Below are 12,663 nucleotides of genomic sequence, written 5' to 3'. Positions count from 1 at the left end.
CCGGAAAAGATAGCAACTGGCATAGCTTCAGTTTACCGAATTCATTATGCATTGACTTGAAATAAACAAGATATTGACCAGCATCACGCATACTTGTGTCTATGTAAAAAGGGCTCCTTCAACGGAGCCCTTGGTTTAGCGATTAACTGCGATTAAGTGCGACTAAAAGTGAGGCGTTGGCCCAGGGTATTGTCGATAAAGCGACTGCCGTCAAACAGTTGGTTACCATTGACCCAGGTACCACTGATAGATGCGGCAAACTTGTGGCCGGTAAAGGGCGACCAACCGCAGTGATAGCGGGTGTTTTCCAGCGTGGCCTCGAAAGGCTTGTTGAGATCCACCAGTACCAGATCCGCCAGATAGCCTTCGCGCAGATAGCCCCTGTCTTTGAGTTCAAAGCGCTCGGCCACCGCATGGCTGGTCTTTTGGACGATTTTTTCCAAACTGAAGTGCCCCTTGGCATGCAGATCCAGCAGGCCGAGCAGTGCATGTTGCACCAGCGGCAAACCGGACGGCGCCTTGAAATAGCTGTCGGCTTGCTTCTCTTCCCAGGTGTGCGGCGCGTGATCTGTGGCGATAATGTCAATGATGTCGCGATTGACGGCATCTATCAGTGCCTGTTGATCGGCAAGGGTCTTGATGGCCGGGTTACACTTTATCTGGCTGCCGAGGCGGGCGTAGTCACTGTCGTTGAACGAAAGATGGTGTACACAGACTTCGGCGGTAATGTTGGCACCCTTGAGTTGTGCCAGTTGCTTGGCCGGCTCAAACAGATAGAGTTCGTCGGCGGTGGTTAAATGCAGTACATGCAGGCGTGCCTTGTGACGGATGGCCAGTTCGGTCGCCAGTTGAGATGACTTGAGGCAGGCTTCACGGGAGCGGATTTCGCCGTGCAGCTCCATAGGTATGGCATCGCCGTATTTTTCACGCATGGCGGCTTCATTGGCGGCTATGGTGGGGCTGTCTTCACAGTGAGTGGCAATGACCACAGGAGAGTTGGCGAAGATGCCGTCAAGAGTGGCACTGTTATCCACCAACATATTGCCGGTAGAGGCGCCCATAAAGATTTTTACACCACAGGCCTGGTTGGGATCGAGACGTTTAATCTCTTCCAGGTTATCGTTGGTGGCGCCGAGATAGAAAGCAAAGTTGGCCAATGAACTTTGAGACGCGCGGGTATACTTGTCTTCCAGCGCCTGCAGATTGGTGGTTTGCGGGTTAACATTGGGCATTTCCATAAAGCTTGTGATACCCCCGGCCACGGCGGCGCGGGATTCACTGGCGATGGTGCCCTTATTGGGGAAACCCGGCTCACGGAAATGCACCTGATCGTCGATCATCCCCGGCAGCAGGTGTTTACCCTGAGCATCTATGACCTGAGCCCCTGCCGGAGCCGTGATCTGGGAGGCAATCTGGCTGATGCGGCCGTTGTCGATCAGCAGATCCTGAGTACGGATTGTTCCTTCATTAACCAATTGGGCGTTGCAGATGAGGGTTTTCATAGGATACCTGATTAGCGTTATTAATATTGGCAGTGACTTGCGTATAATACCGGAAACTCAAGCAAAAAGCTGTGGAGCTTTTGGACAAGATCACAGACTTTTTGCGAAAGATACGTCAAGTGCCGATACCCTGGCCGGTATCGGTTCAATCGGTGCCAATATCGGCCGGCCGATAACACATGGGTGGACTGTTTATCTGCCTGGGAGCGAGAATGCAATTATTTGTCAAAGATTTAACTGTGGTTGATTTTTCTTACCTGTGCCCGTTTCGCGGCATGGTTGGCGAAAGTTGGATAGTCGATGTGCTGCTCGACGGTGGCCTGGATGAGCAAAACATGTTGCTCGACTTTTCCAAGGTCAAGCGCACCATAAAGCAAACCATAGATGAGGTGGCCGATCACCGTTTATTGGTGCCCACCGCCTGTAGCCAGGTACGCTGGCAACAGCAGGGCGACAAGGTGTGGATGGACTTCCATAGTCTGCGCGGCAGCATTCACCTGGCTTGCCCGGCGCAGGCTTTCGCCCTTATCCCCAGCGAGATTATTGACTTTGACAGCGTTAACCAGTTTCTGAACAAGGCGTTGACAGATGCCTTGCCGGACAATGTTCAGGGTATCAGCCTGACACTTCGCAACGAGGTGCTGGAAACGCCCTATTACCATTACAGTCACGGCTTGCGTAAGCACGACGGTAACTGCCAGCGTATCGCTCACGGTCACCGCAGTCCTGTCAATGTGTTTGCCGATGGTATCGCCGCGCCCAAATGGGATGAATACTGGGCCAAACGTTGGAAAGATATCTACCTTGGCAGTGAAGAAGATGTGGTTGGTGTCAGCGAGCTTGAGCTTTCACCCCAAACCAAGATAGATGACAAGAGCCATATTGGCTTCAGATACCAGGCGCCGCAGGGGGATTTCCAGTTGGCGATGCCAAGAGACTGCTGTGATTTGATCCCCCATGACACCACGGTCGAACTGCTGGCTCATTTTATGGCCGACAGCATGGCGGGCTTTGAGCCGGGCAAACATTTTAAAGTGGTCGCCTTCGAGGGCATAGGCAAGGGCGCCATCGCATCGGCGCAGCATCAGGGCGACTGATAGATACTGCCTGGCCTGAGAGCCGGACCAAGAATAAAGCCAACCTAAAAGCAATCTAAAGGCATCCACAAATAGACCGCACCTTGGGGTCTATGGGGCGTAAAGATAAAGAGGAGCAAGAGTGAAGTTCAATAACAGCAAGATGCCAATCCCATCTTTTAAGGCGCTGCCACTGATGCTGCTGGGCACTTTGGTTGTGAGTCCTATGCTGCAGGCCGAATCCAAGTCAGAGCCCCAGCCTAACATCAAACCCGAGTCATCACGGGTGCAGTTTCAGGGCAAGTTTGAACAGGGGGCCCTGATCAGAGCCAGAACAGAGCCGGGTACTGAGGTACAGCTCAATGGCGAGAGCATCATCTTGACGCCGGATGGCCGGTTTGCCTTTGGTTTTGAGCGTGAGGCCGCGCTCGAGCAGACGCTGACACTCAGTTACCCGGATGGCAGCAGTGAGAGCCGTAACCTCAAACTCGACAAGCGGGATTATCGCATTCAGTATGTTGAAGGGATCAGCAAGAAAATCATGAAACCGGATCCCAAGGCCCAGGAGCGCGCCGCCAAAGACAGCGCCCAGGTCAAGACGGCCCGCAGTCATTTCAGCACCCAGCAGGCGTTTGCCGACGACTTTATCTGGCCGCTGACCGGGCGAATTTCAGGGGTTTATGGCAGCCAAAGGGTTTACAACGGTAAGCCAGGCACACCGCATTATGGTGTGGATGTTGCTGCAAAAACCGGCACTGTGGTGGTGGCGCCGGCCGATGGCGTTGTCAGCCTGTCGGTACCGGACATGTTCTATTCCGGCGGCACCATGATTATCGATCACGGCTATGGCGTCAGCTCCAGCTTTTTGCATTTAAGCAAGCTCTATGTCAAAGAGGGTGATGAGGTGAAACAGGGCCAGGCGGTGGCCGAAGTGGGGGCGACAGGACGAGCCACTGGGCCACATCTGGATTGGCGGGTCAACTGGTATCAGATGCGTCTGGATCCTACCACTTTAGTGCCGCCAATGAGTCAGGTATTACAGCAAGCCAAGAGTGACGCGAAAAAGTAGCGCTTTACTTTGACTGACTCATTGGACTGACTCACACTCGATGTCATACGCCGCCGGACTTGCCCCTTGGCGGCGTTGTTTTTTTCTTTGTCAGCCACAGGCTTAGAAGGGGTTGGCTATACTCATTCTATGAATATAGCCGGAAGAATAAGTGACTGATTTGAGACGTTGGGGGCGCGACGAATGGCTGCTGCTTTTGCTCGGAGGTTTGGTCTGTTATCTCAGCGGCCGACTGGGCATGGCCACTCTGGTATTGCAGCCGAGCAATATAACCCTTCTATGGTTACCTTCGGGGATAGGGCTTATTCTGTGCTTGCGTTTTGGCGCCGTCGCCATAGTCCCTTTGTTTCTCGCCTCCTTTCTGGCCAATCTTCCCGGGCTCAATAACGGTCATCTGAGCCAAACCTTGCTGCACACCTGGGTCTCCGCCGCAATTGATGCCCTGATGCCACTTTTGGCCGCCAGAATGCTGCGTTGGGCCCTGCCCATGGGGTTGCAAAGAGCCAGGGAGTTACTGGGTTTTGGGATCTACGCTTGCGTTATTCCTGTGGCGTTGTCCAGTATCCTGCTGGCGGCAAATCTTGTTTGGGGCGGTTATATCGACAAGAGTTACTGGCCAACCATGGCGGTGATGCTGTTTTTGGCTGATGCCCTGGGGATAGTCTTGGTTTATCAGGTGTATCTGGGGTGGTCTGAGCGGTTTTTTATCAGCCAACGGCAAATCCGGGCATCTTTGTTGTCGATCCTGGCTTTAGTACTCATTTTCTCTCTGGCATTTGGCAATCAACCCTGGGTCTTGTATCTGCTTTTGCCTGTGTTGGTGATGCAGGCATTCGAGGGCAGTTTCCTGCTGACGTGCAGCCTCAGCAGTAGTGCCTTCATTGTCGTTATCTGTGGCAGCGCCAAGGGGCTGGGGCCCTTCGATGCCGGATTGTATTCGGCAGAAACGGCGGAACTGGCCGCGTTTTGTTTTGCCAACGCGCTGGTCTTACTGGGGATTGCCCTGCAAAATCGCCAGTTGCGCCTATCCGAGCAGCACAGGGAAGCCTGGCAACAGGTGGCCTTTCGCGATCCGCTGACAGGGTTACTCAATCGCCGTGGATTCGAGCCGCAATTGGAGCTGGTGGATAAGCAGGCCAGGCTCAATCGTGAAGACTACAGCCTGGCGCTTTTGGATCTGGATCATTTCAAGTTAATCAACGACAGCTTTGGTCATGCCACCGGCGACAAAGTATTGAAGCAACTGGCCGGCTTGATGCAGGCCCAGTGTCGCCAATCGGATGCCATTGCCAGAATTGGTGGTGAGGAGTTTGCTATCTTGCTGCCAAACTGCGCGCCGGCTCAGGCTGTTAATCTGATGGAGCGGCTGCGGGCCAGAGTAGTCGATGAAGATTTCCATGATGAGAGCGGCCAACCTATCCGCCTCAGTATCAGCGTCGGCCTGGTGTCCGGCCCCGCTGGTTGCCGCTCGGGTAAAGATCTGCAGGATAAAGCCGATCATTTTCTTTATGTTGCCAAGGCTGAAGGGCGCAACCGGGTCGTTCAAGGGTAAAGCGGCATCAGAGCCGCTTAATGCTCGCTGGCGATGATGGCCTGAATGCTGTGAGGGTGAACCTTTACGCAGACACCGCCGGCCTTGAACGCCAACGTCGGGTTGGCCAGGCGTTCGGTTTCGCCTTTGGGGCTGCTGGCCTTGAGTTTAATATCCGTGTCGCCATCGAGTGTGGCTTGGGTCCGGGGGCAAAGAGTACGCAGTTGCTCAGCCAGTTCATCGCAGCTTTGGGCGCCACCAGGCAAAACCAGCTCCAGATGTTCCCATCCCTCTTCGGGATAGTGTTTATCGCCGGGGAAGGGCAGCTCGACACAGGGAATTTGCCATTGACCCAGTTGCAGGGATTGCTGCAGTCGTATGATCAGGATAGGGCGGCCGTTGATGATGTTTTCCGAGATAATTTTACCACATTGGGCAAACTCGGCCTTGAGCTTTTCTGCCGCGGCGACAGAGTTGACCCGCAGCGCGGCGTGATCGCACTCGCCTAAACGCTCGAGTCCCAAGCGTTCAATCAGGGGCATGATTTTGTCGGCAAAGGCTTGCCAGTCTGCCAGCAATTGCGACAGAGATTGGAGGTTTTGCATATCTGATTCCTGTTTCAGGGCCAAATTTCTATTGGCGTGCCCGGCTCAATCAACTGCCAGAGTTCATCCATCTCTTTATTGGTGAGGGCGATACAGCCGTTGGTCCAGTTAAACTGCTGCGCCTCTTCCGGAGTTAACCCAGAGCGGGGATTTTGGCCGTGGATCATGATTTGGCCGCCCGGGCTGACCCCAAGCGCCTTGGCCCTGAGTCTGTCCTCGTCATTGGGGTAGGAGATGTGAATCGCGCGGTAAAAGGCGCTGTCGGCCTTTTTGTAGTCCAGCAGATAGCGCCCCTCAGGGGTACGTTGATCGCCTTCCTGATATTTGTGGCCCTTGGGCATATCCCCCATGGCGATGCGATATTCCTTGATGACCTTACCGGCCTTAATCAGGCTCAGACGTGAATCTGACTTGTTGACCAGCACCAAATCCACCTGTGCCGAGGCAAAGGGGCTGTACAACTGGGCAAACGCCAGCAGAAATATTGCATAAACTATATGACGAAACGATGGGCCCATGACCACTTGGCTCTGATTATGGTTATTTTGACGGGATAATAACTGAAAAAGGGGGCCCTCTTGAAGCCCTTAAACAAGATTGTTGCCGAGAGTCGCGGAGCGTCAGCCAGAGAATATTTGGCACTCACGCCAATGCATGGCAGACTTACGCCCCTGCCTTTTAGGCGCGGCGCCACGAACTCGAATGCGTGAGACTCGAAAGGGTAAAGATTGAGGTGCCGTTTGGTTGGAAAGTAAGGAAAGCTTAGCGCATGAATCAACATAAGATGACAGATACGCCGCCGGAGCCGGAACTCAAGCGTAAGCTCAGGATCATCATCTTTGGTACAGAAACGCCCGCCGGCCGCTGGTTTGATATCAGCTTGATCATCTGCATTATTCTCAGTGTTGCCTTGGTTTTTCTCGATACAGTGGCCGATATCCATGCCCGTTTCGGACATATCATCCTGGCACTGGAATGGGCCTTTACCTTGGTGTTCACTCTGGAATATCTGCTGCGGCTCTATTGTTCCAGCAATCGCTTGAGTTATGCCCGCAGTTTTTACGGCGTAGTGGATCTGCTCAGTATCCTGCCCAGTTATCTGGCGCTGTTCTTCCCCGGGGCCAATTTTACCCTGGTGATCCGTATTCTGCGGTTGTTCAGAATTTTTCGGGTACTCAAGCTGCTCAGATACTTGAGTGAAGGAAACCTGCTGCTCAAGGCGATGCTGCAGTCGAGTCGCAAGGTGTTTATCTTCTTTTTCTCTGTGAGTCTTATCATTATGGTGCTCAGCGCCATCATGTATGTGGTCGAAGGCCCGGACAACGGCTTCAGCTCGATCCCCAAGTCTGTCTATTGGACCATAGTGACCATTACCACAGTAGGGTACGGTGATATCACTCCCAAGACAGAACTCGGACAGGCCATAGCGGCGTTTACCATGCTCTTGGGTTATTCGATAATCGCCATTCCCACGGGGATCCTCACCGCTGAAATCTCCCAGGAGATGGGCCGTAGCCGCGATCTGCGCCGCTGCGCCAACTGCTTGAAAACCGGGCATGATCACCATGCTCTCTACTGTAACCGTTGTGGCAGTGAACTGGAGCCACCTCCGGAAGAAAACAAGGACTAGGGTGTCAAACAACCAATCATCTGCTAAGACAGTCACTCAAACAGCCACTCAGGCCGTCACTCAGGCTAAGTTTGTTGAGGGCAATATACTGCGTCACATTCTGGTGATGAGCTCTACCGCGGCCGTTGGGATCTCGGCGCTGTTTGTGGTCGACCTGCTGGACATTTTTTTCCTCAGCATGCTGGGAGAGTTGGAGTTGGCGGCCGCCGTGGGCTATGCCGGTACCATCTCTTTCTTTACCACTTCCATAGGTATCGGCCTGTCGATTGCGCTGGGGGCACTGGTGTCCCGCGCCGTAGGTGCCAGAGACACAGAAGGAGCCAAGCGCTTGCTGCTGAATGCCGCCATGGTAACTCTGCTGGTATCCAGTCTGATGGCGATAGTGGTGACGGCTCTTATCCCTGAACTGCTGGCGCTGGTGGGCGCCAGGGGACATACCGCCGAGCTTGCCGCCGATTATCTGTATATTCTGGTGCCTTCCTTGCCGGTCATCTGTTTGGCGATGGCGCTTGGCAGTGCCCTGCGCGCCGTGGGTGATGCCAGGCTCTCCATGCTATCGACCCTGGCGGGCGGCGCGGTCAATGCGGTATTTGACCCCATTTTTATTTTCCTGTTTGCCATGGGCATAGAAGGCGCGGCTACCGCCTCGGTATTGGCGCGCCTCAGTGTGCTGCTGATCGCGGCAAGAGGTGTGTTTATCAAACACGGCCTTTGGAGCCGTTTCGAACTTGCAAGCTTTCGCGGCGATCTGCGCGCCATTTTTGCCATCGCAGGGCCGGCCATGCTGACCAATGTGGCCACCCCCATAGGCAATGCGGTAGTGACCCGGGCGATTGCCGACTTTGGTGACAGCTTCGTCGCCGGCTGGGCCGTCGTTGGGCGTTTGACCCCTGTGGCCTTTGGAATGATCTTTGCGCTTTCCGGCGCCATAGGGCCCATCATAGGGCAGAATTATGGCGCCAGGGCCTATGACAGGCTCAGCGAATGCCTGACAAGGGCGCTGCAATTCTGTATCGCCTATGTGCTTGGAATGTCGCTGCTGTTGTGGTTGCTGCGCGAGCCTTTGGTTTTGGCATTCGACATGCGCGGGGATTCTGCCGAGCTGGTACGTTTCTTCTGCCAGTATATGGCGCTGTTTTTCCTGTTCAACGGCGCACTGTTTGTGGCCAACGCCTCGTTCAACAATCTGGGTAAAGCCAAGTATTCGACCGCCTTCAATGTGGGCAAGGCCACTATCGGGACGCTGCCATTTGTTTATCTGGGAGCCGAGCTCGGTGGGGTATATGGAGTCTTGATTGGTCAGGCATTGGGTTCAGTGCTCTTTGGTGTATTGGCGGTGATCACCGCCTACCGCTTGGTTGCCAGAGTGGCCGCCAATGGCCGCCAGCAAGGTCTTGAGGCCGACGGGCTTGATGAGGAGGAGCTCTCCATGGCCTCCAGCAGTCCATTGTCGTCTTCCTGTACCCAGATGGGGCAGATGACCGAAGAGCTGGAGCCGATAGCCAGTGCCCAGGCTACCTCGCCCCAGCGGGAGAGGTCTTAATGCCGGGAACGACTCATGCGTTTAAAGAGGGGGCCTGGAAACGTTTTATTGGGTGTCAGATTGGGAAGTCGCGGCCGCAGCGCTTTCCGTAGCGCCGTTATCTGGCTGCTCAACAGCATTGTTTTCTGCTTGCTCGGCGGCAGCGATTTTGGCGCGCTCGGCCTTGGAGATGTAACCCTGTTTGGCTGGGCCTGAGTTGGGGATCTCTTTCTTGTTTTCCCGGGCTTTGGCACGCTTGGCCAGTTTTTTGGTCAGTTTTTGTCGCTTGTTCATGCTAAATTTCCTGGTACTTCCCACTTGGATGGGCAAAGGGCAGGCATTTTAGCCTGCCGGCGGCCGGGCAACAAGCTCAAACTGTCTCAGTGTCGGTGTTTGAATACCGCGATGACTGGAGCCGACTTACAGGAACAGGGTCATGAAGACACCGATATAGCTCATGGAAACCGCGACCCCAATACTGAGCAGGGCCATATCCAACATCAGTGGCCTATCCGGCGTTTTGGCAGCCTTGATAAGTTCTACCACGCTGGTGGGGATCACTATCAGCCCCGAGACTATCAGCAACAAAAAACCGGGGCGGAACAGGCTGAGTTGCAGTGCGCTTTCATCCTGCCACAGGTGCGCATATTGATCGCCAAACAGCAATAAAGCCATGGCGACCACGGCCGACAGACTGGTGGCCAACAACAACTGACGATTAACCTTGCTGCGGTTAACCGACTCTTCTATCTCCTGAATAATTCCTGTGGGTTCCATCTCAAATACACCTGAAGCGGGAAACTGCGGCAAAACTAGCAAATTTGAGGCTTATTTTCAAAAAAATTACTTGTTGCCGAAGCGACTCCTGTCCATCTCACTGGCGCCATCCCGACATTCACCGCGGATCTCCCCTCTGTCGGATTGCAGCAGACGACTGAGTTCATAAAAACCTTCACGGCAGTATTGATTCATTTTGAGGGTGTTATCGAGTCCAAGCTGCAGTTGCTGTTCAAACACGGCTTGCCTGGCTTCTCTGATAGCCAGTTGTTGGCGCATCTCCTTTGCCGTACGTGGTGCCTGGACACTTATCCTGTAACTGCCGCCAGAATCGGGCGTTATCAGCCGCGCCGTATAGGTAAAGAGCTTCAAGCCATCGGCCTTGATATCCGTCTGGAAACTGTCTTTGATGGCACCGGCAAAATCGGCCGGATCTATGCTGGGTTTTGAGCTGCAACTACAAAGCAGCAGTGGCAGTAATAACAGAAAAAGCGCACGCATAAGCTGGGGTGATTATCCTTATTATTTTTTTGGAGATACAAATTATCGTTAACTTACTGCAGAATAAGCACAATTGCATTAACGGCGTGATAAGTCAGCGCAGCATCGACCTCTACCGCCTTTGTTTGATAACCGGATGGTAGGTTATGTTCGAGTATCTTCAACATCTTTTCGATAAGGTGCAATGGCAACCTGGGCTGACGGATATCCTCTATTTGGTTCTGCTCGTTGGCTGGTATGCCTGGATCTGGCCCAAACGGGACTGGCAACAACTGCTGGCGGACAAGAGCTTGCAGTGGCGGGCGCTGCTCAGTACCTTGGCCATTAATGGCCTTTGGCTACTCAATGCCAGTGTTACCGAGGGGATCCACGCTCATTTTCTGGCCTTGGTAACCCTGATGTTGATGTTCGGCTGGCGCTTGGCGTCCGTATTGATGCTGCTGCCGGTGAGCTTCTTTTGCCTGTTTGTCTATCACCAGCCCTGGATGCTGGGCCCCATGATGTTGTTTGCTGTCTGCCTGCCGCTTTTATTGGCATTGACCGTACACAGCTTGAGTTATCATAAATTACCCAAACATTTGTTTGTGTTCATTTTTGTGGCAGGTTTTCTCAATGCCGGGCTATCTGTCGTCAGCCATATTCTCGCTTGGTCGACTTATCTCTGGGCCAGCACGGATTACAGTGCCACTTACCTGGTGGATAACTATCTGCTGCTTATTCCGCTGCTTGGATTCCCGGAGGCTTTACTCAACGGTATGGCAGTGACTCTATTGGTGGTTTACCGGCCCGAGTGGCTCTACGACTACTCGGACCGGGTCTATCTCTGGCGTCACTGACAGGTGCGACTTTAGTCTTTGGGGGCGCGGATCACCAGGGTGCCGGCGAGTTTGTCATGCCAGCTTTGTTTCCGGGGATCGAAGGCCACCCAGAGATAGCCAAGGCCGAGTACCAGAGTAGAGGGGATATAGCCTAAATAGCGCACTATCAGGCTGGTGGTTGATGGCTTTTGCAAAGTGTCGGCATCAACAATGACGGCTCTTAGCACCATCTTGCCCGGAGTCGCCGACTTATAATGCCAGAACAAGATGATCAAGATGAAAGGCAACAGGTAGTTGATCACAACATCGAGCGGGCCCAAGATTAGGGCATCGTTCTCCAATATGGCATCAATGCCAAAGACTAGCAGAGTCAGTGGCACTGTGATGCACATCAACATGAGTGAGTCCAGCAGGGTTGCCGCCAGTCGCTCCCAAAAACCGACATAGATGGGATAGCTGGATTCATTGCTTGCTGCTTCTGCAACGGGTGGTGGAGGCGTCATTCCCGAGGCCAGTTCCGTAGGGATTGTCTGTTCTTGATGAGCCAAGACTGACTCTATGTTGCGTGGGTTTTGCTCTGCTGCCATTTACTCTGTCCCTGATTAATAATTACTGTTGGGACGATACACAGGAATAAAGCTTGGAACAAGCTGTGCCTGCCGTATTGGCACGGCAGGCAAGGGATTGATCAACCGAAACGCTGATTGAGATAGCTGATGATGTCGTTGGATTCATACATCCAGGTCACTTCACCGGCTTGTTCTATTTTCAAACAGGGAACTTTCATGGTGCCGCCCCCGTTTTGCAGGGCACTCTTGTGTGGCTCCTGCTTGGCATCCAGGGTGGTGATATTCAGGCTCTGGCGTTTCATGGCTCGTCTTACCTTGACGCAGAAAGGGCAGGCCGGATACTGATACAGGCTGAGGCTACGACATTGTTCATCGATATCCGCCTGCTGCTCGGGTTGCCGCTTAAGGCCCTTGGGTGAAAAAACAAAGTTGAGCAGCAAAATAATCCGCCCCAGGATCCAACGAATAACAAACATAAGCATCCTCTATATAAGCTTGAAACGGCAGGCAGTTTAACTCAGTGGTGGTGAAACTCAAGCCCGGACTTGGAGTTCAAGGGTAGCGATGATTTCATCTTCATCCTCCGGATCCAGCCCTTGCTCAACAAAGCCGAAACCGGCGTAAAACTCTCTTGCTGTTTGGTGTTCATCTGCATAGCAGATATGCACCCGCTGCGCATTTTCCTGGGCGCGGATCTCCTCGAGTACCAGAGCCATCGCGCGGCTGCCTATGCCTTTTTGCTGATACCCTTCGGCTACCATGAAGCGGAATATGTTGTAATCGTCGGGTTTTTCTTCTTCAGCAAGCTATTCATACATCAAAAAGCCTACCGGAGTGTCGTCCAGGTAAATCGCCTTGGGCACATAGAAAGGAAAAAACTGGGCTTCGGCGATGGAAAGCATATTATCGGCCAGCAGATCGCGTTGCTCCGGCTTGGGGGCCTACGATTTCAAAGTTGTCTCGGGTTATCTGTTGCAGACTTATTGGCATTTGTGGTTATTGGTTTTGGCTGAATTGATTGCCGGCGATAATAACAGCCCTGCAACACTTTACCAGTTCAATA

14 protein-coding genes and 1 pseudogene are annotated in these 12,663 nt (G+C 53.3%); 6 read left to right on the top strand and 9 right to left on the bottom strand.

Annotated elements, in window-relative coordinates; translation table 11 throughout:
- Positions 1–152 precede the first annotated feature (152 nt).
- The gene (locus tag ON072_RS09165) at positions 153–1,502 is read right to left on the bottom strand and encodes a dihydroorotase (RefSeq protein WP_025889417.1); all 1,350 of its coding nucleotides are present in this window, start codon (positions 1,500–1,502) and stop codon (positions 153–155) included.
- A 212-nt stretch (positions 1,503–1,714) separates the two neighbouring features.
- Between ON072_RS09165 and ON072_RS09160 the strand changes: the two genes are divergently transcribed.
- From ON072_RS09160 to ON072_RS09150, 3 genes are all read left to right on the top strand, one after another.
- Positions 1,715–2,599 (top strand): 6-carboxytetrahydropterin synthase, encoded by an 885-nt coding sequence (locus ON072_RS09160; RefSeq protein WP_101059369.1) that lies wholly within the window; start codon positions 1,715–1,717, stop codon positions 2,597–2,599.
- Between the two features lie 205 nt (positions 2,600–2,804).
- Positions 2,805–3,647: a M23 family metallopeptidase gene (locus ON072_RS09155; protein ID WP_243889657.1), complete on the top strand. Its 843-nt coding sequence runs from the start codon at positions 2,805–2,807 to the stop codon at positions 3,645–3,647.
- 151 nt (positions 3,648–3,798) lie between these two features.
- Positions 3,799–5,199 (top strand): GGDEF domain-containing protein, encoded by a 1,401-nt coding sequence (locus ON072_RS09150; RefSeq protein ID WP_261753049.1) that lies wholly within the window; start codon positions 3,799–3,801, stop codon positions 5,197–5,199.
- A 17-nt stretch (positions 5,200–5,216) separates the two neighbouring features.
- On the opposite strand, the gene ON072_RS09145 is transcribed toward ON072_RS09150, so the two are convergent.
- Together ON072_RS09145 and ON072_RS09140 are read right to left on the bottom strand one after the other, a co-directional pair.
- Positions 5,217–5,783, bottom strand: a complete 567-nt coding sequence (locus ON072_RS09145; RefSeq protein ID WP_045284036.1) for a VOC family protein — start codon at positions 5,781–5,783, stop codon at positions 5,217–5,219.
- 14 nt (positions 5,784–5,797) lie between these two features.
- The gene (locus ON072_RS09140; protein ID WP_025011447.1) at positions 5,798–6,301 is read right to left on the bottom strand and encodes a L,D-transpeptidase family protein; all 504 of its coding nucleotides are present in this window, start codon (positions 6,299–6,301) and stop codon (positions 5,798–5,800) included.
- Positions 6,302–6,552: 251 nt separating this feature from the next.
- Between ON072_RS09140 and ON072_RS09135 the strand changes: the two genes are divergently transcribed.
- Both ON072_RS09135 and ON072_RS09130 read left to right on the top strand, forming a co-directional pair.
- Entirely contained in the window at positions 6,553–7,413 is an 861-nt protein-coding gene (locus tag ON072_RS09135; RefSeq protein ID WP_025011446.1) for an ion transporter, read from the top strand.
- Between the two features lie 106 nt (positions 7,414–7,519).
- Positions 7,520–8,956, top strand: a complete 1,437-nt coding sequence (locus ON072_RS09130) for an MATE family efflux transporter (protein ID WP_232786041.1) — start codon at positions 7,520–7,522, stop codon at positions 8,954–8,956.
- A gap of 45 nt (positions 8,957–9,001) precedes the next feature.
- Here the strand turns inward: ON072_RS09130 and ON072_RS09125 are convergent, their stop codons facing one another.
- From ON072_RS09125 to ON072_RS09115, 3 genes are all read right to left on the bottom strand, one after another.
- The gene (locus tag ON072_RS09125) at positions 9,002–9,229 is read right to left on the bottom strand and encodes a DUF2986 domain-containing protein (protein ID WP_025011444.1); all 228 of its coding nucleotides are present in this window, start codon (positions 9,227–9,229) and stop codon (positions 9,002–9,004) included.
- 126 nt (positions 9,230–9,355) lie between these two features.
- Positions 9,356–9,712 (bottom strand): hypothetical protein, encoded by a 357-nt coding sequence (locus ON072_RS09120; protein ID WP_144221411.1) that lies wholly within the window; start codon positions 9,710–9,712, stop codon positions 9,356–9,358.
- Positions 9,713–9,778: 66 nt separating this feature from the next.
- Positions 9,779–10,213: a hypothetical protein gene (locus ON072_RS09115; protein WP_101059366.1), complete on the bottom strand. Its 435-nt coding sequence runs from the start codon at positions 10,211–10,213 to the stop codon at positions 9,779–9,781.
- Between the two features lie 146 nt (positions 10,214–10,359).
- Between ON072_RS09115 and ON072_RS09110 the strand changes: the two genes are divergently transcribed.
- On the top strand, positions 10,360–11,049 hold the full coding sequence (locus tag ON072_RS09110; RefSeq protein WP_144221412.1) for an energy-coupling factor ABC transporter permease: 690 nt from the start codon (positions 10,360–10,362) through the stop codon (positions 11,047–11,049).
- 11 nt (positions 11,050–11,060) lie between these two features.
- Here ON072_RS09110 and ON072_RS09105 read toward each other — a convergent pair whose 3' ends face one another.
- From ON072_RS09105 to ON072_RS09095, 3 genes and pseudogenes are all read right to left on the bottom strand, one after another.
- Positions 11,061–11,618 (bottom strand): RDD family protein, encoded by a 558-nt coding sequence (locus ON072_RS09105; protein WP_243888511.1) that lies wholly within the window; start codon positions 11,616–11,618, stop codon positions 11,061–11,063.
- A gap of 101 nt (positions 11,619–11,719) precedes the next feature.
- A complete protein-coding gene (locus tag ON072_RS09100; protein WP_025889405.1) occupies positions 11,720–12,076 on the bottom strand; it encodes a glutaredoxin family protein in 357 nt (118 codons plus the stop codon).
- A 57-nt stretch (positions 12,077–12,133) separates the two neighbouring features.
- A pseudogene (locus ON072_RS09095) lies at positions 12,134–12,376 on the bottom strand (GNAT family N-acetyltransferase); the annotation flags it as partial.
- Positions 12,377–12,663: the final 287 nt, after the last annotated feature.

The sequence above is a fragment of the Shewanella sp. K8 genome, assembly GCF_028823715.1.
Taxonomy (GTDB): Bacteria; Pseudomonadota; Gammaproteobacteria; order Enterobacterales; family Shewanellaceae; genus Shewanella; species Shewanella algae.
Note: the sequence above shows the minus strand (reverse complement) of the source record. Positions and strands in the feature narration are given on the sequence as shown.

Bases quoted from the DNA above. Each gene is read 5' to 3' on its own strand.
- ON072_RS09140 (WP_025011447.1), bottom strand. From the start codon at position 6,301: ATGGGCCCATCGTTTCGTCATATAGTTTATGCAATATTTCTGCTGGCG.
- ON072_RS09120 (WP_144221411.1), bottom strand. From the start codon at position 9,712: ATGGAACCCACAGGAATTATTCAGGAGATAGAAGAGTCGGTTAACCGC.
- ON072_RS09115 (WP_101059366.1), bottom strand. From the start codon at position 10,213: ATGCGTGCGCTTTTTCTGTTATTACTGCCACTGCTGCTTTGTAGTTGC.
- ON072_RS09135 (WP_025011446.1), top strand. From the start codon at position 6,553: ATGAATCAACATAAGATGACAGATACGCCGCCGGAGCCGGAACTCAAG.
- ON072_RS09165 (WP_025889417.1), bottom strand. From the start codon at position 1,502: ATGAAAACCCTCATCTGCAACGCCCAATTGGTTAATGAAGGAACAATC.
- ON072_RS09145 (WP_045284036.1), bottom strand. From the start codon at position 5,783: ATGCAAAACCTCCAATCTCTGTCGCAATTGCTGGCAGACTGGCAAGCC.
- ON072_RS09155 (WP_243889657.1), top strand. From the start codon at position 2,805: ATGCTGCAGGCCGAATCCAAGTCAGAGCCCCAGCCTAACATCAAACCC.
- ON072_RS09130 (WP_232786041.1), top strand. From the start codon at position 7,520: ATGAGCTCTACCGCGGCCGTTGGGATCTCGGCGCTGTTTGTGGTCGAC.
- ON072_RS09105 (WP_243888511.1), bottom strand. From the start codon at position 11,618: ATGGCAGCAGAGCAAAACCCACGCAACATAGAGTCAGTCTTGGCTCAT.
- ON072_RS09125 (WP_025011444.1), bottom strand. From the start codon at position 9,229: ATGAACAAGCGACAAAAACTGACCAAAAAACTGGCCAAGCGTGCCAAA.
- ON072_RS09100 (WP_025889405.1), bottom strand. From the start codon at position 12,076: ATGTTTGTTATTCGTTGGATCCTGGGGCGGATTATTTTGCTGCTCAAC.
- ON072_RS09110 (WP_144221412.1), top strand. From the start codon at position 10,360: ATGTTCGAGTATCTTCAACATCTTTTCGATAAGGTGCAATGGCAACCT.
- ON072_RS09160 (WP_101059369.1), top strand. From the start codon at position 1,715: ATGCAATTATTTGTCAAAGATTTAACTGTGGTTGATTTTTCTTACCTG.